Below are 18,469 nucleotides of genomic sequence, written 5' to 3' on the forward strand. Positions count from 1 at the left end.
AGTGTAAAGCTGCTTACCAGACCCCGCCACCGGGACGTCTTCTTTTCCTCCGAACAAGCCCCGACATGTTCAGACCTCTCTTCGTATTTATTGGCACGCGTTATACCCGTGCAAAGCGTCGCAATCATTTTGTGTCGTTCATTTCCTTGACCTCGATGATCGGTCTCGCCCTGGGCGTGGTCGTGATGATCGTGGTGCTGTCGGTGATGAACGGCTTCGATCATGAGATGCGCACCCGCGTGCTGGGCATGGTGCCCCACGCGACCATCGAGGGCGATGCGCCCATCGATGATTGGCAAAGCCTGGCCGCCAAGGTCAAGCAGAACCCCAAGGTGGTGGCCGTTGCGCCGTTTACCCAGATGCAGGGGTTGCTGACCAACGACGGCAAGGTGCAGAAGATCCTGCTCAATGCCATCGACCCGGCCCAGGAGCGCAACGTCTCGATCATCGACAAGTTCATGCAGCAAGGTAAGCTCGACGACCTGGCCCCCGGAAGTTTCGGCATCGTTATCGGTGACAAGGCCGCGGCCAAGCTCGGCGTGGGGGTTGGCGACAAGCTGACCTTCGTCGCTCCGGAGGTCACCGTGACTCCGGCCGGCATGTTCCCGCGCATGAAGCGCTTTACCGTGGTTGGCACCTTCCATGTCGGCGCCGGCGAGATCGACGGTTACATCGGCCTGACCAACCTCACCGACCTGGCCCGCCTGCATCGCTGGCAGCCGGACCAGGTGCAGGGCCTGCGCCTGAAGTTCAATGACCTGTTCGATGCGCCGCGTGGCGCCTGGGAAATCGCCCAGCACCTGGGCGAGTCGCAGTACTACGCCCGCGACTGGACCCGTACCCACGGCAACCTGTACCAGGCCATCCGCATGGAAAAAGCCATGATCGGCCTGCTGTTGCTGCTGATCGTCGCGGTTGCCGCCTTCAACATCATCTCCACGCTGGTGATGGTGGTGAACGACAAGAAGGGCGATATCGCCATCCTGCGCACCCTGGGCGCCACGCCGGGGCAGATCATGGCGATCTTCATGGTGCAGGGCACCGTGATCGGCGTGGTCGGCACCCTGATCGGCACGGCGGTGGGCATTCTGGCCGCGCTGAACGTCAGCGCCGCCATCGCCCTGCTTGAAAAAGTGATCGGCCACAAGTTTCTCAACGCCGACGTCTACTTCATCGATTACTTGCCGTCCCAGGTGCAAACCCAGGACGTGCTGATGGTGGGCGGCGCTGCGTTGGTCCTGAGCTTCCTTGCCACCCTGTATCCAGCCTGGCGCGCGGCACGCACCCAGCCAGCACAGGCATTACGTTATGAGTGAATCGGGCATGAGTGAAAAAGCAATCCTGAGCTGCCGCAACCTGGGCAAATCCTACGAGGAAGGCCCGGAGTCTGTGGTGGTGCTGTCCAACCTGCAACTTGAACTGCACCCGGGCGAGCGCGTGGCAATCGTCGGCAGTTCCGGTTCCGGCAAAAGTACCTTGCTCAACCTGCTGGGCGGCCTCGATACGCCGTCCCAGGGCAGCGTGTGGCTGGCCGGTGAAGAGCTCTCGGCGTTGAATGAAAAGGCCCGTGGGCAACTGCGCAACCGTTCGTTGGGCTTTGTGTACCAGTTCCACCACCTGTTGCCGGAATTCACCGCCCTGGAAAACGTGTGCATGCCGCTGTTGATCGGCAAGACCGCGATCCCCGAAGCGCGCCAGCGTGCCACCGCCTTGCTGGAGCGCGTCGGCCTCGGCCATCGCCTGGAGCACAAGCCGGCCGAGCTGTCCGGCGGCGAGCGCCAGCGTGTGGCGATTGCCCGCGCTCTGGTGAACAACCCGGGCCTGGTGATGCTCGACGAGCCCACCGGCAACCTCGACTCCCACACCGCCCAGGGCATCAAGGATTTGATGCTGGAACTGAGCACCCAGATGCGCACCGCGTTCCTGGTGGTGACCCATGACATGAGCATGGCCCGGCAGATGGACCGCGTGTTGCACCTGCAGGAAGGTCACCTGGTCGCCATCTGACCTGTTTCAAGCCTGGCGCCTGGCGTCGGGCTTTTTCATTTTTTCAGGCGGTGTACGCGAATGTTCAGACCGTTATCCATTTTCATCGGCACGCGCTATACCCGCGCCAAGCGCCGCAACCGTTTTGTCTCGTTTATCTCGATGACCTCGATGATCGGCCTCGCCCTGGGCGTATTGGCGATGATCGTGGTGCTTTCGGTGATGAACGGCTTCCAGCGCGAAATGAGCTCGCGCATCCTCGGCATGGTGCCCCACGCCACCATCGTCGGCGTAAAGCCGATTGATGACTGGCAACCGGTGGCCGCCGCGGCGATGAAGAATCCGCAAGTCACCGCCGCCGTACCCTTCACACAGATGGACGGTATGTTCTCCTACAAGGGCGCCATGCAGCCGATCGAGATCAGCGGCGTCGACCCGGCCCAGGAAGGCAAGGTATCGATCGTGACCCAGCACATTGTGCGCGGCAAGCTGGACGACCTGAAACCCGGTGAATTCGGCGTGGTGGTCGGCGATATCACCGCACGCCGCTTCCGCCTGAATGTGGGCGACAAGCTGACCCTGATCGTGCCGGAACTGAGCAGCGCGCCGGGCGGTATCACCCCGCGCATGCAGCGGCTGAACGTGGTGGGTATCTTCAAGGTGGGCGCCGAGCTGGATGGCTCCATGGCCCTGATCCACATGGCCGACGCCGCTGAAATCCAGCATTGGCAGCCCAACCAGGTGCAAAGCGTGCGCCTGGCGGTGAAGGATTTGTACGCGGCGCCCAAAGTCTCGGCGGATATCGCTGCCAGCCTGGGCGCGGCTTACAAGCCGGATGACTGGACCCACACCCAGGGCAGCCTGTTCAGCGCGATGAAAATGGAAAAGACCATGATCGGCCTGCTGTTGCTGATGATCGTCGCCGTGGCCGCGTTCAACATCATCGCAACCTTGATCATGGTGGTGAACGACAAGGGCGCGGACATCGCCATCCTGCGCACCATCGGCGCCACGCCCCGGCAGATCATGGCGATCTTCATGGTCCAGGGCACGGTGATTGGTGTGGTCGGTACCCTGATTGGCGGGGTGCTGGGGGTGATCGCAGCGCTGAACGTCAGTGAGCTGGTGGGCTGGCTGGAGCGGGTCAGCGGGCAGCATATCTTCAGTTCGGATGTGTACTTCGTCAGCAACCTGCCTTCGGAGCTGCAAGGTGGGGATGTGTTGCTGATTTGTTCGGCGGGGTTTGTATTGAGCTTTTTGGCGACGATTTACCCGGCGTATCGGGCGGCGAAGATTGAGCCGGCGCATGCCTTGAGATATTCGTAGTCTTTGAGAATGCCATAGGGAGCAAGCCCCCTCCCACATTTTGACCTCATTGTTCCTGAATAAACGCGGTCCAGTGTGGGAGGGGGCTTGCCCCCGATGGGGCCGGCCCAGCTTGCATCAATCTCCCTTGGGCAACTCGATCACAAACCTTGTCCACCCCGCCTGCGACTCACAAAAAATCCTCCCCCCGTGGGCCCGCACAATCGATTGGGTAATCGCCAACCCCAGCCCTGCATGCTCACTACTGCCTGCACGCCTTGACGGGTCGGCTCGGTAGAACCGGTCAAACAGCCGCGGCAACAGCTGCGCTGGAATGCCATCCCCGGTATTCTCAACCGCAAGTGTCACGCCTTCGTCCATCCGCACCCTTATTTCACCACCCGGTGGGGTAAACCGCAGCGCGTTATCCAGCAAGTTCGACAAGGCCCGGCGCAACATGCCGCGATCGCCCAGCGTATGGGCGGTGCCTTCGCGCACCAGCGTGACCTGCGCATCCTCTGCCAGCAGGGTAAAAAACTCCAACAGGGCGTCGACCTCATCGCCCAGATTCAGGGCTTCACGGTTGGGCATCAGCAAGCCGTGGTCGGCCTTGGCCAGGTACAGCATGTCGTTGACCAGTTGTGCCATCCACTGCAATTCCTCCAGGTTGCTGTGCAGCGCTTCGCGGTAATCCTCCAGTGGGCGTGGCTGGGTGAGAATGACCTGGGTCTGGGTCAGCAGGTTGGAGAGTGGTGTGCGCAGTTCGTGGGCGATATCCGCCGAGAACGCCGATAGACGCTGGAACGCATCGTCCAGGCGCCCCAGCATGGCATTGAAGGCCTGGGCCAGTTCCGCCAGCTCCACTGGCATTTGCGCCTGGGGCAGGCGTTGGGTCAGGGAATGGGCGGATACGCTGGCGGCCACCTCGCCCATGCGCCGCAACGGTCGCAACCCGCTGCGCGCAGCCCAGGCGCCGAGCAGGGCGGTGGCCAGGGCCGAGAGGCCGACGGTCAGCCAGATCAAACGCTGCATACGCTCCAGAAAGTGCTGGTGGTGGGTGATGTCGAGTATCAGGCTCAGCTGTGGCGAGCCGGGTTGGCCGGGCGTCAACGGCGCGTTATACACACGGTACTCGGTGCCGGCGTTTTGCAGGCTGTGCAGGCCGGGAGCTGCGGGCACGCTGAGGTACGGCGCACCGTCCACCCAGCGTTGGTCGGCCGCAGTGATACGCAAGGTGAAGTCGGGCTGCTGATCAAGTTCGGCGCGCCATTGCGGGCCTCTCAGGGCAAAGGCTTCCCGCGAGTCGACGCCCTGCAAGGCGCTGCGCAGGGCCACCAGCTTGCTGTCGAGCAGTTGCTGGTCCAGCTCGATAAAGTGCGCTTCGCTGGCGCGGTTGAACAGCACCCCGGCAATCAACGAGACCACCGCCGTGCAAGCGGCAAACAGCAGCGCCAGGCGGCTGGCCAGGGACAGGCGCTTGATCACGTGAACCGCTCCTCCAGCACATAGCCCATGCCGCGCACGGTGTGGATCAGCTTGTTGGGGAAGTTGTCATCGACTTTAAGGCGCAGGCGACGGATCGCCACTTCGATAATGTTGGTGTCGCTGTCGAAGTTCATGTCCCAGACCTGGGAAGCGATCAGGGTCTTGGGCAGCACTTCGCCCTGGCGGCGTAGCAGCAGTTCCAGCAGGGCAAATTCCTTGGCGGTGAGGTCGATGCGCTGGCCGTCGCGCTCGACCCGGCGGCGGATCAGGTCCAGGCTCAGGTCGGCCAGTTGCAGGGTGGTTTCCTGCGGTGTGCTGCTGCCACGGCGCAACAAGGTGCGCACCCGGGCCAGCAGCTCGGAAAAAGCAAAGGGCTTGACCAGGTAATCGTCGGCGCCCAGTTCCAGGCCATGCACGCGGTCTTCCACGGCATCGCGAGCGGTGAGGAACAGCACCGGCATATCCAGGCCGGCACTGCGCACCGCCTGCAGGATCTGCCAGCCATCGCGGCCCGGCAACATCACATCGAGGATCAACAAGTCATAGTCGCCCGTCAGCGCCAGGTGCTGGCCGGTCGTGCCGTCGGCCACCAGTTCGGTGGTAAAGCCAGCCTCGGCCAGGCCCTGACGCAGGTAGTGGCCGGTTTTGGGTTGGTCTTCGACGATCAGCAGTTTCATATCGGGCTCTTAATAGGCGCTATGCAGGAGCGAGCTTGCTCGCGAAAAGCGTCAACGATAACGCGTATGGCCTGGCTCGGCGCGGTGTGCTGGAGCCCTTCGCGAGCAAGCTCGCTCCTACAAAAAAACATCGGCCTTTATACCCTGGGCTCCCGGGGATGGGCGCAAGCTGACAAAGTTGTAATCTAGCAGTCAGCTGGCTGGCAGCGGGGCTATCTTATAGTGCGGCCCAAGCTGATCACCTATTTTTGGAGAGTGAAAGATGGCGTTGCGCACACCCCTGTTTTTGGCGGGCTGCTTGTTGGCGATGAGCTTCAATGCGCTGGCCGACGCTGCTCACACCTACGCGTTCGGCCAGCCGGCACCGGCGGATAAAGCCACGCGTACTGTACAAGTCACGCTGCAGGACATTGCCTTCGAGCCCAAGGCCCTGGACGTAAAGGCCGGTGAAACCGTGCGTTTTGTACTGGTCAACAAAGGCCGCTTGCTTCACGAATTCAACCTGGGCGACGCAGCGATGCATGCCGCCCACCAGAAAGAGATGCTGCAAATGCAAGCCAGCGGCATGCTCACCGCCACCGGCATGGGCAAAATGGACCACAGCGCCATGGGCCACGGCGATATGGGTGGCATGAAGCACGACGATCCCAACAGCGTGCTGGTGGAGCCGGGCAAGACCGCCGAGCTGACCTGGACCTTCACCAAGGCCACGGGCCTGGAGTTCGCTTGCAACCTTCCCGGCCATTATCAGGCGGGCATGGTCGGCAAACTGACCGTTGAGTGAGGGGTTTGTTAAGGGCGGGGGTAAAGGCTGGTAGACTGGCGCGGTTTATTTAGCCAGGTTTCCGCCATGCATCCCGCAGCCGAACATTCGCCGCTGGGCAAGTCCAGTGAATACATCTCTACCTATACGCCTTCGTTGCTGTTCCCGATTCCGCGCGCCGCCAAATGGGCCGAACTGGGCCTAAGTGCCGACACCCTGCCGTACAAGGGCGTGGATTTCTGGAACTGCTTCGAATTGTCCTGGTTGCTGCCGTCGGGCAAACCGGTGGTGGCCATCGGTGAGTTCAGCATTCCTGCGGACTCGCCGAACATTATCGAGTCCAAGTCGTTCAAGCTGTACCTCAACTCGCTGAACCAGACCGCATTTGCCGATACGCAAAGCCTTGAAGCCACGCTGCGCACCGACCTCAGCGCTGCTGCCGGCAAGCCGGTGACCGTGCGCATCCGCAGCCTGGCCGACATCGAGGCCGAAGGCGTGATGGCGTTGCCGGGTGCGTGCATTGATGGCCTGGATATCAGCGTCAGCAACTACGAACACCCGCGCCCGGAGCTGCTGCGTTGCGATGACTCGCGTGTGGTGGAGGAGAGCGTGCACAGCCACTTGCTCAAATCCAACTGCCCGGTGACCAGCCAGCCGGATTGGGGCAGCGTGGTGGTGGAGTACCGTGGCGCGGCGCTGGATCACGCCAGCCTGCTGGAATATATCGTGAGTTTTCGCCAGCACTCGGACTTTCATGAGCAGTGCGTGGAGCGGATTTTCCTGGACTTGCAGCGCTTGCTCAAGCCGGAGAAGTTGACCGTGTATGCGCGGTATGTGCGCCGGGGTGGGTTGGATATCAACCCGTATCGCAGTACTGAAAATACCCAGTTCCTGAACGTGCGTCTGGCGCGTCAATAAGCCTATACACAACACTAAATGTGGGAGGGGGCTTGCTCCCGATAGCAGAAGTTCAGACACAGATGCTGTGACTGACACGCCGCTATCGGGAGCAAGCCCCCTCCCACATTCTGGTTCTTTATTTGGCTTAGGGTCGGGTTAGATCCCGATATTGCCCAGGGTGATCATGATATTGCGCAATGTCCCGGAAATGACCGGGTGTTCAGCGTCGAACTCTATGGCCGCTTGATTCACATCGTCGGAGATGCTCGGCGTCTGGGTGGCTGGTTCCAATTCAAGTTGCACTTCGAACTTGGCAATCAATTCCTCCAACGCTTCACGTTTTTCAGGTGACAGCGGTGGCTCCTGTTCCAGCTGCCCGCGCAGGATCTCGACCTGTTCTTCCAGCTTTTTGCGATCAGGCATGACGTTCTTTCCTTTTATCGATAGTCACTGGCATAGACCACGGCACGCCGCGAAAGGTCTACGGGCTGACCTGTAGATTAATCCACTGGGGCCAACCGTGCATGATCTCCGTCAGGGCTTCTCGCCTTTGAGCCGGCGCAGGTTGATGTCTGCCAGGCAACTGCCGAGCTCGCCGAGGTGGTCGATCACCGAGTGCACGCCCAGGCCATAGAGCGCCACCGTCGCCTTGCCGCGCTTGTATTCGCGTTGTTGCGCGGTGAGTGCCTGCCATTGCTCGGGTGACAGGCCGCAGAGCGAACCACAGGAGGCCAGGCCCACAGTCCACAACCCGGCATTAAGGCCCGATTGCAGCAGGCGCGGCTCGCCGCTGACCAATACGCAGCCTTCCAGGCGTTCGATATTCAGCTCCATCAAAGCTTGCCAGCAGGCGTGGGGCGCGGGCCAGCGGATGGAGGAGGGCGAGGCGGCCTTGACCCAGCCCGGCAGGCTGGCGGACAGGGGCGTGGTGACCGAGGGCGGCAGTTCATCCAGCCAGGCGCAGGGCACGCCTAGTTCTTTCAGGCTGCGCAGGCTTTTCAAAGCGCCGGGTGTGGCCACGGAGCCGGGGCAGGGCGAGTCCGTACGCGCCACGGAACCAAAATCCACCAGGCAGCCACTCAGGCCAAATAACACGGCGGTCAACGAGGGGGCTGTGGCGAGGGCAATCTCGGCGTGTGGCATCTGAACGTCCCTGAAATAGCAGCAACACTATCGGGGTGGCGTGACAAGCCCATGACACTGACGGTGTTTGTAGGAATTTTGTGCATTTTTCGTAAGACAGGATCCTTGTAGCTGCCTAAACACACACTTCCGTCATATACTGACGGCCTTATTCAGGGCATAGCGCCCATGACAGACCATTCAAGGAGCAAAAGCTATGCGCTGGAGCCACTACTTCGCTCAGCTGTCGGTGTGTGCCACCGTGCTGTTGGCACCTTTCGCCGTACATGCCGCATCGGAAGATGACCCATGGGAAAGCGTCAACCGCCCGATCTTCACCTTCAACGACACCGTTGATACCTACGCCCTCAAGCCAATCGCCCAGGGCTATCAGTTCGTCACCCCGCAATTCGTGCAGGACGGCGTTCACAACTTCTTCCGCAACATCGGCGATGTCGGCAACCTGGCCAACAACGTGCTGCAACTCAAGCCCTACAATGCTGGCGTCGACACGGCTCGCCTGCTGGTCAACACCACGTTTGGCGTGCTGGGCTTTATCGATGTAGGCACCAAAATGGGGCTGCATCGCAGCGATGAAGACTTCGGCCAGACCCTCGGCTACTGGGGTGTCGGCAGCGGTCCCTATGTGATGATCCCGTTGCTCGGCCCAAGCACCTTGCGTGATGCGCCGTCCAAATACGTCGACAGCTACACCCAACCCTACCGCTACATGAACGACATCGGCTGGCGTAACAGCACCTTCGGCCTGAACGTCGTCGACGTGCGCGCCAGCCTACTCGACAGCGAGAAGCTGATCAGCGGCGACAAGTACACCTTCATTCGTAACGCCTACCTGCAGAACCGTGAGTTCAAGGTCAAGGATGGCAAGGTCGTTGACGACTTCTAGGCCGTGACGTTTTGAAATGAAAAAGGCGACCTTCGAACGGTCGCCTTTTTTGTGCGCGCTTTTCAGCGCATCTTCAAGATCCTGAGACCCAAGTGCTGTTCATCGCCCGCAGCCTTGGTCCACACGACTTCAGTGTCTGCCTCCAGGCCCTTGAGTGCTGCGTGCTCTGAATCGATGCGCACGGTCAGTAGGTCGCCCACGTTAAACTGGCGCGGCGCCTGCACCTGCATGCCGGAGCTGGAAAGGTCCAGGCATACACCTTCAATCTCCTGCCCGGCGTGGATCAGGGACACATTGGCATCCACCCGCATGCGGATGAAATCGCGTTTTTCGGCGTAGTCGCGCTCGTGTTCGCTCACAGCATTCATCCTTACTTTACGTTGGGGTTGTGGCAGTTCTTATAACTCCCGGTGATTTGCGGTGTAAAGACGCCCGGCGACCATCGGCATGAGCTTGAAACCCCTCACGGATGGGAGTACCGTCTGCGCCTTAGAAGGGCACCTCTGCTTTACCGTTGTGCATGGGCGAAATCCCAATGCTTTGTAGGACAGAGAGGCTAGAAAGCGAATCCAGTACGCGAGCCCGGCCATTGCCGAGCCGCCTACGCCAACCTAATTCTGGCGCCGTTTGCCCACATGCAAAAAACCAGTGCCACGCTGCTGATAATCGATGACGACGAAGTAGTGCGCGCGAGCCTCGCGGCCTATTTGGAAGACAGTGGCTTCAGCGTCCTGCAGGCCAGTAATGGCCAACAGGGTCTCCAGGTATTCGAGCGCGACAAGCCCGACCTTGTGATCTGCGACCTGCGCATGCCCCAGATGGGCGGCCTGGAGCTGATTCGCCAGGTGACCGAGCTTGCCCCGCAGACGCCGGTGATTGTCGTGTCCGGTGCCGGGGTCATGAACGATGCCGTGGAAGCCCTGCGCCTGGGCGCTGCCGATTACCTGATCAAGCCCCTGGAAGACCTGGCCGTGCTGGAGCACTCGGTGCGCCGCGCCCTGGACCGTGCCCGCCTGCTCCTGGAAAACCAGCGCTACCGCGAAAAGCTCGAGACCGCCAACCGCGAGCTCGAAGCCAGCCTGAACCTGCTCCAGGAAGACCAGAACGCCGGTCGCCAGGTACAGATGAACATGCTGCCGGTGAGCCCCTGGAGCATCGACGAGTTCAAGTTTGCCCACCAGATCATCCCGTCGTTGTACCTGTCGGGTGATTTTGTCGACTACTTCCGCGTCGATGAGCGACGCGTGGCGTTCTACCTGGCCGACGTTTCCGGCCATGGCGCCTCTTCTGCCTTTGTGACCGTGTTGTTGAAGTTCATGACCACACGGCTGTTGTTCGAGTCCAAGCGCAATGGCACCTTGCCGGAGTTCACCCCCTCCGAGGTGCTGGGCCACATCAACCGGGGCCTGATCAGCTGCAAGCTGGGCAAGCACGTGACGATGGTCGGCGGCGTGATCGATGAAGAAACCGGTCTTTTGACCTACAGCATTGGCGGTCACCTGCCGATGCCTGTTTTGTACACTCCTGACAGTGTGCGCTACCTGGAAGGGCGTGGCCTGCCCGTAGGCTTGTTCAATGAAGCCACCTACGAAGACCACATCCTGGAACTGCCGCCGACCTTCAGCCTGACGCTGATGTCCGACGGCATCCTGGACCTTTTGCCAGAGCCTACACTCAAAGAGAAAGAAGCCGCCTTGCCCCAAAAGGTCAAGTCGGCGGGCGGCAGCCTGGATGGCCTGCGGCAGGTTTTTGGATTGGCCACGCTAGGGGAGATGCCGGATGATATCGCCCTATTGGTGTTGAGCAGGAATCTTTGATGAGTACCGGAAGAATCCAATTCGCCGAGCAAGACGGGACCTTCGTCCTGAAGTTTGTCGGTGAAGTGCGCCTGACCTTGTGTTCGGCCCTGGATGCGACGATCGAGCGGATCTTCACAGCGCTGAACTTCTCGGCGATCGTGATTGACCTGACCGAAACGCGCAGCATCGATAGCACCACCCTGGGCCTGTTGGCCAAGTTGTCCATTCTGTCGCGGCAGAAGGTCGGCCTGTTGCCGACCGTGGTCACCACCCACGAAGACATCACCCGTCTGTTGCAATCCATGGGGTTTGACCAGGTGTTCAACATCGTCGACCGCCCGATCCCCTGCCCGGAATGCCTCACCGACCTGCCGTCGCAAGACCAGTCCGAAGAGATCGTAAGGGTCAAGGTGCTCGAAGCGCACAAGATCCTCATGGGCCTCAACGAGTCCAACCGCGAAGCCTTCCACGACCTGGTCAATGCCCTGGAGCGCCACTGACGGCTTCCCTGTCGAAACACATTCCAATGTGGGAGGGGGCTTGCTCCCGATAGCGGTGTGACAGTCGGCACATATTCAGCTGACAGTCCGCAATCGGGAGCAAGCCCCCTCCCACATTTGATCTGTGACTGGCTTGAAATTGGCAGCATAAAAAAGGGCGGCACCCTCACAGGTGCCGCCCTTTTTGCTGCTATCTGCCTTTACAGCTTGGCCGACAACAACGCCTCCAGCTTCTCCTGATCCCGAGCAAACTGGCGAATGCCCTCGGCCAGCTTCTCGGTCGCCATCGCATCCTCGTTAGACTCCCAACGGAACTGCGCTTCAGTCATATGCACCCGTGCCTCACCGGCATGGCCTGGCGACAACTTACGCTCCAGCTTGCCCTCATCCGCCGCCAGCTTCTCCAGCAGGTCGGGGCTGATGGTCAGGCGGTCACACCCGGCCAGTTCTTCAATCTGGCTCAGGTTACGGAAGCTCGCACCCATCACCACAGTCTTGTAGCCATTGGCCTTGTAGTAATTGTAGATGCGCGTCACCGACTGCACGCCTGGGTCATCGGAACCGGTGTAGTCGTTGCCGTTGGCCTTCTTGTACCAATCGTAGATACGGCCCACGAACGGCGAAATCAGGAATACACCGGCTTCGGCGCAGGCCACGGCCTGGGCGAAGGAGAACAGCAGCGTCAGGTTGGTCTGGATGCCTTCTTTTTCCAGCTTCTCGGCGGCGCGGATACCTTCCCAGGTGGAGGCGATTTTGATCAGCACGCGATCACGGCCAACCCCGGCTTTGTCGTACAGGTCGATCAGACGGTGCGCACGCTTGAGAATGGCGGCTTCGTCGAACGACAAACGGGCGTCCACCTCGGTGGAAATACGGCCCGGCACTACTTTAAGAATCTCTTGACCCACCGCCACCGCAAAGCGGTCACTGGCCAGGCCCACATCGCCGTTGCAGTCCTGTACACACTCATCCAGCAACTTGGCATAGCCTGGAATCGATGCCGCCTTGAGCAGCAGGGAAGGGTTGGTGGTCGCGTCTTGCGGCTTGAGCTTGGCGAGGGTAGAAAAATCGCCGGTATCGGCTACGACGGTGGTGAATTGCTTGAGTTGTTCCAGCTTGGAAGTCATGGGCGTGCTCTGTCCTGTGGGTCTGATGACATTACCCGAGCGCTGGCAGGCGCTCAAGGGCGCAAATGCGTTAGGTCGTTTGCGAGGGCAATAACCTGGAAACGGCCGTTTGAATAACCGGCAGTGGTGCTCAATAGGAGGGCAAAACCGCTGGCAGGTTCAATCCAACTGCCCGATGACACGGTCATCGCCACTGGGCCTGACCCAATACTGTAGGAGCGAGCTTGCTCGCGAAAAACGTCAACGATAACGCGTGCTTCCTGAATAAACGCGGTGCCTATGGGTTTCTCGCGAGCTCGCTCCTACAAAAGCCCAGCAGCTATCCAGTCACCGCCCTTCCAACAACTCCCCAGCCTGATCCAGCAACGCCAACGGATCCGCCGCCTTATGAATATCCACCGACAACAACTGCCTGAACCTGCGCGCCCCCGGAAACCCAGTACCCAACCCCAACACATGCCGAGTAATGTGATGCATCGTCCCACCACTGGCCAAATGCTCAGCAATATAAGGCCGCAACTGCGCCAACGCCTCAGCCCGGCTAATCACCGGCGCCTCACTGCCAAACAACCGCTGATCCACCTCCGCCAACAGATACGGATTGTGATAAGCCTCACGCCCCAGCATCACCCCGTCAAACGTCTGCAAATGCTCCTGGCACTGCTCCAACGTCTTGATCCCACCGTTGAGATTAATCTCCAACTCCGGAAAATCCCGCTTCAACTGCGCCGCCACGTCATAACGCAACGGCGGAATGTCCCGGTTCTCCTTGGGCGACAACCCCTCCAGAATGGCAATCCGCGCATGCACGGTAAAACTGGTGCAACCGGCATCCTTCACCGTCCCGACGAAATCACACAGCTCGGCATAACTGTCCCGGCCATTGATGCCGATACGGTGCTTTACCGTCACCGGAATCGACACCGCATCGCGCATAGCCTTCACACAATCCGCCACCAGGGCAGGGTGCGCCATCAGGATCGCGCCGATCATGTTGTTCTGCACCCGGTCGCTGGGGCAGCCGACGTTCAGGTTCACTTCGTCGTAACCGGCGGCCTCGGCCATACGGGCACAGGCGGCCAGATCGGCGGGGACACTGCCACCCAATTGCAGCGCCAGCGGGTGCTCGGCTTCGTTGTGGCGCAGGAAGAGCTCGTGGTCGCCGTGGAGGATCGCGCCGGTAGTCACCATCTCGGTGTAGAGCAGGGCGTGTTTGGAGAGCAGGCGCAGGAAGAACCGGCAGTGGCGGTCGGTCCAGTCCATCATGGGGGCGACGGAGAAGCGGCGGGAGAGAGGAGCTGTTTCTAGGGACATGGGGGATCTGAGTCAGCGAGGCGAATGGCGCGCAGTTTATCAGGAACGGATCTTGGATGCCGGAGAGGCAAGTTTTGCGCGCATTACCACTTCGAGCGAGGACGCTGCCTTGTGTGGAATACACCAAGGATCTGCAGTCGATCGCCCCGCACTCTATACGGGATCAGATAAGACCAGTTGGGAACCGCCCATTCGCGGGTATGTTTCACCCGACCTTCGCGCCCCATGGAAGGAAACTGAGCCAGCCTGTCGACACTGGCGAAAATGGCATCCGAGAAATCGTCAGCGGCTTTTGGATTTTCGAGAGCGATGTAGTTCGCTTCGTCTTCCAGATTTTTGAGTGCTTTTTCAAGCCACTCAACCCGCATTCCTGCTCCAACGCCTAGCGCGCATGGCCGCCACTTGGTCATCGGTGGCGAATTTGCCTTCGTCGGCGTCTTTTACCGCCAGCTCGATCTGAGCGGTTAGCGTTTTTTCGTGCTCGATGTAGTCTCGAAGAACGTCCATTGCCAGGTAGCTCGCTGTTTGGCCGTTGGTTTCGGCCAGGTCGGCAAGAGAGTTGGATAGGTCTTCCGGCAGGTTTAGGGATATCCCAGTCATGGCGGCCTCGATGGTGGACGGTTGTGGGGCATCTTACACCGTGAAGCGTCGGGTTGAAGCAGCAGGCCGTCGCGAGGTGTGTCTGGGAGTGAATCGTTTACTTTTCCACTGCCAACTCATAGCCGGGTGTCGTGGTCTTATCCCGGTATCCGAGGCGGTTTTTTGCTGCCTGCTGATTAGCTTTGTCTCTGCAATGGTATAAATAAATCCGTGCTCTTTATCTCCGCGCCTTCAAAAACCGCCCTTCGTAATCCGCCTCCGGAAGACGGGTGGAATCGTACTTCCCGAATAACCTATAACGATTTATAGCGATTTTGTCGTACATCCAATCTCGCATGGTCGCTGGGACGACGCGGGCAGCCGTTAGCCAGCGCCACGGGGCATTCAGGCGTGCCAAGATTTCGAACATTGCCTCGGAACGCACGGACACCTTGTCATTCGAGATGAGAACAATGGTGTTGAATTTGTCCTGCGGTAGCCCCGCCCACTGTAATAGCGCTTGGCCTTCCGGCGATTGAACCGCAGCAAGCTGAATTCGATGAGCATGGTCATAGTGGATAATGAACCGCGCCCAGCCGTTGCAGAGCTTGCAGGTGCCGTCAAAAAGTACTGCTGTTTCGCCTGGTTGCAGAAGCGGGGCGGGAGATTGGGTTTGGATGGTCATCGGGTCTGCCGCATCTGAAGATAAACCCTTTGAGGCTGTCATTTTGCGATCGTTTTATAACTTAACGATCTTTAAATTTTCGTTGCCTCTAAGCCTGTTCAACAAATCTCTCGCTCAGGCTTGGCAGGATATGGCATGGAACGTCGCAAGGGCATCCCCCTGTCGTTGGCGTTGCTCCATCCTGGAGCGCATACGACGTTGTTTAAAGCATCTTACAGCTCGCAGACGTAACGAAGTTGGTAATGGTGCTGACCGGGAGTTTTAGATCCCGTCCTTGATACGCCTTTAGGGTATTTCCTACACATTTCTCGGCTTGCCCCTCAGACCGCCCCTAGCTAACCTCCTCAAGCCGCTGCAAATCAGTGGCCGGAGGTGGAAGTCCGCATTGCTAAGGCGTTTTAACTCCTGTAAATATTTGGAGCTTCGCCATGCACAACAACACACGAAATTCTTCTATTGATCACGGTACATCGTCCGCCGATCCCAAGCTTCAAGCCGCAGCCCACCGCGCAATCAATCATCACTTGCCCCCATCCGACGATGCTGCGCCCACCGAACGCCCAAGCAACAACCTATTCCTCGTCAACCCAACCATCGACCCCGAAACTCTCCTGGCCAACGCCGCCGAAAACCTGGCATCCGCCAACGAAATGGCCGCCACTTTGGCGTTCGACCTCGACGATTCCCAGCGCGCCATCGCCCTGGGCATTCAGCAGTTAATCGAATTGAGCTCGCTGCTCGTTGACCGGGCCCAGGAGCAGGTTGCGCCTGTAACCGCCCCAGTCAAAGCCTGACAACCATCCCTGCCGCCTTACCTAAGGCGGCAACCTGAACTCATGCTGTCCTCCAGCAAAGTTTCATAATTCCCTGCGCAGTTGAGGTCTACGATTCCCTGCAAGAGAGGACCCTCGCGCCTCCAGCCCATAGGGAACTGAAACCATGATCTCGAACCTCGTCAAAGTTGTGATGATCACCGGCACGTTGATGTTGAGTGCTTGTTCATCTTCACCAGCCGTAAGCAGTGACCCGTGCTTTTCAGGTGGATGTCAGGCGTTTGGGGACCACAGCCCCGGCAAAGCCGCCAAGATGAATTTTGGCGGTAGTGGGCTGGGTAGTAGTTATGGGGAGTATGGTTCGGGGCTGTTGCATGATGATTGATGGGGTGGTGAGGCAGTCAGTGGTGTGTTGATTGCCCCATTGCTATCGGGAGCAAGCCCCCTCCCACAGTTTGATCTTCAGTGGTCAGGCGTTTGGCGACTATAGCCCCGGCAAAGCTGCCAAGATGAATTTTGGTGGCAGTGGGTGGGGAGTATGGTTCGGGGTTGTTGCATGATGATTGATGGGGGTGGTGAAGCAGGCAGTGGTGTGTTGATTGACCCATTGCTATCGGGAGCAAGCCCCCTCCCACAGTTTGATTTTCAGTGGTCAGGCGTTTGGCGACTATAGCCCCGGCGAAGCTGCCAAGATGAATTTTTGGTGTAGCGGGCGGGGAGTATGGGGCGGGGTTGTTGCGTGATGATTGATGTCGCGCTGGGCTGTTGTGCAGCCCGCGTGAGTGGTGACGTGTAGGAGCGAGCTTGCTCGCGAAAAACTTGAGGGCGCGGTGGTGAATCAGGATGCCCGCGTTATTGTTGGCGATTTTCGCGAGCAAGCTCGCTCCTACAGAGAGCCTAGTGGCCGCCTTTCATGCTCCGGGCGATCAGGTAGAGGCCCAGGCCGACCAGCGCTGTGGCAGCACCGATGTAGCCAGTGCTGGTCCAGCCAAGGCCGGCAGTAATGGCCATGCCGCCAAACCACGGGCCCAGCGCATTCGCCAGGTTGAACGCCGCATGGTTGGACGCGGCCGCCAGGCTCGGGGCTTCGTGGGCGATGTCCATCAGGCGAATCTGCAACGGTGCCGCCAATGCGACCATGGTGCCCACCAACCCCATGCTCAGCAGCACGCCCCACAGCGACGAGGCGGCGAAGGGGAAGAACAGCAGCACGGCCATCGACCACACCAATATCAAGCCCACCGCCCGGAACTGCATGCGATCAAACAGCTTGCCACCGGCGATGTTGCCGATAATCCCGCCGACGCCGAATGCGGCGAGGCCAAACGGGATCCATTGTGGCGAGACTTTGGTCACTTCCAGCATGGTCGGCGCCAGGTAGCTGAATACGCAGAACATCCCGGCAAAGCCAATCGCGCCGATGGACAGGGCCATCCAGACCTGGGGTTTGGTGAAGGCGCGCAGTTCCTTGCGCGGGTCGCTGCGCTGTTCGTCGTGGCGGTGGGGCACGAATTGCCAGACCAGGGCGATGGTGAGCAGGGCGATCACGCTGACCAGGGCGAACGCCGAGCGCCAGCCCAGGTGTTGGCCGAGGAAGGTGGCGATGGGGTTGCCGAGCAACATGGCCAGGGTCAGGCCCATCATCACGCGGGCCACGGCCCCGGCGCGTTTGTCGGTGGGCACCATGCTGGAGGCGACCACGGCGGCGATGCCGAAGTAGGCGCCGTGGGGCAGGCCGCTGATAAAGCGGAAGGCCACCAGTGAGCCGAAGGTGGGGGTGAAGGCGGTGGCGAAGTTGCCCAGGGCGTACAGGCCCATCAGCAACAGCAGCATGTGTTTGCGCAGCAGCTTGGCGCCGAGGATGGCCAGCAGTGGGGCGCCGACCATCACGCCGAGGGCGTAGGCGCTGATGGCGTGGCCGACTTGGGGCTCGCTTAAACCCAGGTTTTGGGCGATGTCGGGCATCAGGCCCATGATGGCGAATTCGCCGGTGCCGATCGCGAAGGCGCCTAAGGCCATGGCCGCTTCCATTTTCGCGGCGCTGCGCGCGGGCAATACGTGCCCGGGGGTTTGCTGGGTAGTCATGGGTAACTCTATGTGGAAGGTGTGCACGAAGGACAACCGCCGATGCTACGCAGGCAACGGCGAAGGTGTCTAGAACCGCCATTTGCGTGAGAGTTCCAGGCCTGTGACCGCAGGTCGCGCCTGTCAGGCTTGACAGGCGTGCATTAAAAGCCGCGATTTGGGCCTGTCAATTGGCCAAACGGCGCATAAACGCTGTTTAGCGTGATATTCTGCGCGCCGTCTTGGTCTAGGCTTTCCCTGGTGCGTACACCCGTATACGTCCCAGCGGTTGGCTGTTGCCCAGGTAGCTGAGCCAATAATGATAAGAAGTCAGCGCAGAAGGGACATAACAGTGAGGTCGATCCATCGGCCTTGTGTGCCCACCCTGCAGCCTTCATGTGAATGTGCAGACCCCGCGGTACGTTGCCTGACGTAGCGTGAACGAGGGTTACTCATGACAGGGGGCGGTAGGGCGGATGGCGT

At 59.9% G+C, this 18,469-nt stretch carries 21 protein-coding genes; 10 read left to right on the top strand and 11 right to left on the bottom strand.

Features of this window, described 5'->3' with window-relative positions; genetic code table 11:
* Nucleotides 1–65 precede the first annotated feature (65 nt).
* The 3 genes from QYQ93_RS08825 to QYQ93_RS08835 are packed head-to-tail and all read left to right on the top strand — an operon-like array spanning nucleotide 66 to nucleotide 3,312.
* A complete protein-coding gene (locus tag QYQ93_RS08825) occupies nucleotides 66–1,316 on the top strand; it encodes a lipoprotein-releasing ABC transporter permease subunit (RefSeq protein WP_043047486.1) in 1,251 nt (416 codons plus the stop codon).
* A 7-nt stretch (nucleotides 1,317–1,323) separates the two neighbouring features.
* On the top strand, nucleotides 1,324–2,007 hold the full coding sequence (gene lolD, locus QYQ93_RS08830) for a lipoprotein-releasing ABC transporter ATP-binding protein LolD (RefSeq protein ID WP_019818240.1): 684 nt from the start codon (nucleotides 1,324–1,326) through the stop codon (nucleotides 2,005–2,007).
* 60 nt (nucleotides 2,008–2,067) lie between these two features.
* Entirely contained in the window at nucleotides 2,068–3,312 is a 1,245-nt protein-coding gene (locus QYQ93_RS08835; RefSeq protein ID WP_005786190.1) for a lipoprotein-releasing ABC transporter permease subunit, read from the top strand.
* Between the two features lie 117 nt (nucleotides 3,313–3,429).
* On the opposite strand, the gene QYQ93_RS08840 is transcribed toward QYQ93_RS08835, so the two are convergent.
* Together QYQ93_RS08840 and QYQ93_RS08845 are read right to left on the bottom strand one after the other, a co-directional pair.
* Entirely contained in the window at nucleotides 3,430–4,776 is a 1,347-nt protein-coding gene (locus QYQ93_RS08840) for a heavy metal sensor histidine kinase (protein WP_338476735.1), read from the bottom strand.
* Nucleotides 4,773–5,453, bottom strand: coding sequence for a heavy metal response regulator transcription factor (locus tag QYQ93_RS08845; RefSeq protein WP_043047484.1), 681 nt, complete (start codon nucleotides 5,451–5,453; stop codon nucleotides 4,773–4,775). The genes QYQ93_RS08840 and QYQ93_RS08845 overlap by 4 nt, the downstream gene beginning before the upstream one ends.
* A gap of 307 nt (nucleotides 5,454–5,760) precedes the next feature.
* Between QYQ93_RS08845 and QYQ93_RS08850 the strand changes: the two genes are divergently transcribed.
* Nucleotides 5,761–6,237: a cupredoxin domain-containing protein gene (locus tag QYQ93_RS08850; protein WP_422394054.1), complete on the top strand. Its 477-nt coding sequence runs from the start codon at nucleotides 5,761–5,763 to the stop codon at nucleotides 6,235–6,237.
* A gap of 66 nt (nucleotides 6,238–6,303) precedes the next feature.
* On the top strand, nucleotides 6,304–7,134 hold the full coding sequence (gene queF, locus QYQ93_RS08855; RefSeq protein WP_338476737.1) for an NADPH-dependent 7-cyano-7-deazaguanine reductase QueF: 831 nt from the start codon (nucleotides 6,304–6,306) through the stop codon (nucleotides 7,132–7,134).
* A 138-nt stretch (nucleotides 7,135–7,272) separates the two neighbouring features.
* Here the strand turns inward: queF and QYQ93_RS08860 are convergent, their stop codons facing one another.
* Nucleotides 7,273–7,539 (bottom strand): DUF4404 family protein, encoded by a 267-nt coding sequence (locus tag QYQ93_RS08860; RefSeq protein WP_043047481.1) that lies wholly within the window; start codon nucleotides 7,537–7,539, stop codon nucleotides 7,273–7,275.
* Nucleotides 7,540–7,650: 111 nt separating this feature from the next.
* Nucleotides 7,651–8,259, bottom strand: a complete 609-nt coding sequence (locus QYQ93_RS08865) for a hypothetical protein (protein WP_043047480.1) — start codon at nucleotides 8,257–8,259, stop codon at nucleotides 7,651–7,653.
* Nucleotides 8,260–8,455: 196 nt separating this feature from the next.
* On the opposite strand from QYQ93_RS08865, the gene QYQ93_RS08870 reads away from it, so the two are divergent.
* Nucleotides 8,456–9,145, top strand: a complete 690-nt coding sequence (locus QYQ93_RS08870) for a VacJ family lipoprotein (RefSeq protein WP_338476738.1) — start codon at nucleotides 8,456–8,458, stop codon at nucleotides 9,143–9,145.
* 62 nt (nucleotides 9,146–9,207) lie between these two features.
* Here the strand turns inward: QYQ93_RS08870 and QYQ93_RS08875 are convergent, their stop codons facing one another.
* Entirely contained in the window at nucleotides 9,208–9,504 is a 297-nt protein-coding gene (locus tag QYQ93_RS08875) for a PilZ domain-containing protein (RefSeq protein WP_043047478.1), read from the bottom strand.
* Between the two features lie 276 nt (nucleotides 9,505–9,780).
* Between QYQ93_RS08875 and rssB the strand changes: the two genes are divergently transcribed.
* Complete coding sequence (gene rssB / locus QYQ93_RS08880) at nucleotides 9,781–10,962, top strand: two-component system response regulator RssB (RefSeq protein WP_005786210.1); 1,182 nt, start codon at nucleotides 9,781–9,783, stop codon at nucleotides 10,960–10,962.
* A complete protein-coding gene (gene rssC / locus QYQ93_RS08885) occupies nucleotides 10,962–11,444 on the top strand; it encodes an anti-sigma factor antagonist RssC (RefSeq protein WP_010212025.1) in 483 nt (160 codons plus the stop codon). Before rssB ends, rssC begins: the two co-directional genes overlap by 1 nt.
* A gap of 200 nt (nucleotides 11,445–11,644) precedes the next feature.
* Here the strand turns inward: rssC and tal are convergent, their stop codons facing one another.
* The 5 genes from tal to QYQ93_RS08910 all read right to left on the bottom strand — a co-directional run bounded on the left by tal (nucleotide 11,645) and on the right by QYQ93_RS08910 (nucleotide 15,149).
* Entirely contained in the window at nucleotides 11,645–12,571 is a 927-nt protein-coding gene (gene tal, locus QYQ93_RS08890; protein WP_043047477.1) for a transaldolase, read from the bottom strand.
* 327 nt (nucleotides 12,572–12,898) lie between these two features.
* Nucleotides 12,899–13,885 carry a tRNA dihydrouridine(20/20a) synthase DusA gene (dusA, locus tag QYQ93_RS08895; RefSeq protein WP_338476739.1) on the bottom strand — a complete coding sequence of 329 codons (987 nt, stop codon included), beginning with the start codon at nucleotides 13,883–13,885 and terminating at the stop codon, nucleotides 12,899–12,901.
* Nucleotides 13,886–13,968: 83 nt separating this feature from the next.
* Nucleotides 13,969–14,253, bottom strand: coding sequence for a type II toxin-antitoxin system RelE/ParE family toxin (locus tag QYQ93_RS08900; protein ID WP_043047475.1), 285 nt, complete (start codon nucleotides 14,251–14,253; stop codon nucleotides 13,969–13,971).
* Entirely contained in the window at nucleotides 14,243–14,485 is a 243-nt protein-coding gene (locus QYQ93_RS08905; protein WP_338476740.1) for a CopG family transcriptional regulator, read from the bottom strand. The genes QYQ93_RS08900 and QYQ93_RS08905 overlap by 11 nt, the downstream gene beginning before the upstream one ends.
* Before the next feature lie 217 nt (nucleotides 14,486–14,702).
* Entirely contained in the window at nucleotides 14,703–15,149 is a 447-nt protein-coding gene (locus QYQ93_RS08910; RefSeq protein ID WP_043047513.1) for a thiol-disulfide oxidoreductase DCC family protein, read from the bottom strand.
* A 428-nt stretch (nucleotides 15,150–15,577) separates the two neighbouring features.
* Here QYQ93_RS08910 and QYQ93_RS08915 point away from each other — a divergent pair, with 428 nt between their 5' ends.
* Both QYQ93_RS08915 and QYQ93_RS08920 read left to right on the top strand, forming a co-directional pair.
* The gene (locus tag QYQ93_RS08915) at nucleotides 15,578–15,943 is read left to right on the top strand and encodes a DUF6124 family protein (protein WP_338476741.1); all 366 of its coding nucleotides are present in this window, start codon (nucleotides 15,578–15,580) and stop codon (nucleotides 15,941–15,943) included.
* A gap of 145 nt (nucleotides 15,944–16,088) precedes the next feature.
* Entirely contained in the window at nucleotides 16,089–16,307 is a 219-nt protein-coding gene (locus tag QYQ93_RS08920) for a hypothetical protein (RefSeq protein ID WP_338476742.1), read from the top strand.
* Between the two features lie 512 nt (nucleotides 16,308–16,819).
* Here QYQ93_RS08920 and QYQ93_RS08925 read toward each other — a convergent pair.
* Entirely contained in the window at nucleotides 16,820–18,007 is a 1,188-nt protein-coding gene (locus QYQ93_RS08925; RefSeq protein WP_338476743.1) for an MFS transporter, read from the bottom strand.
* Nucleotides 18,008–18,469: the final 462 nt, after the last annotated feature.

This window comes from Pseudomonas khavaziana (assembly GCF_036704165.1).
GTDB classification, from domain to species: domain Bacteria; phylum Pseudomonadota; class Gammaproteobacteria; order Pseudomonadales; family Pseudomonadaceae; genus Aquipseudomonas; species Aquipseudomonas khavaziana.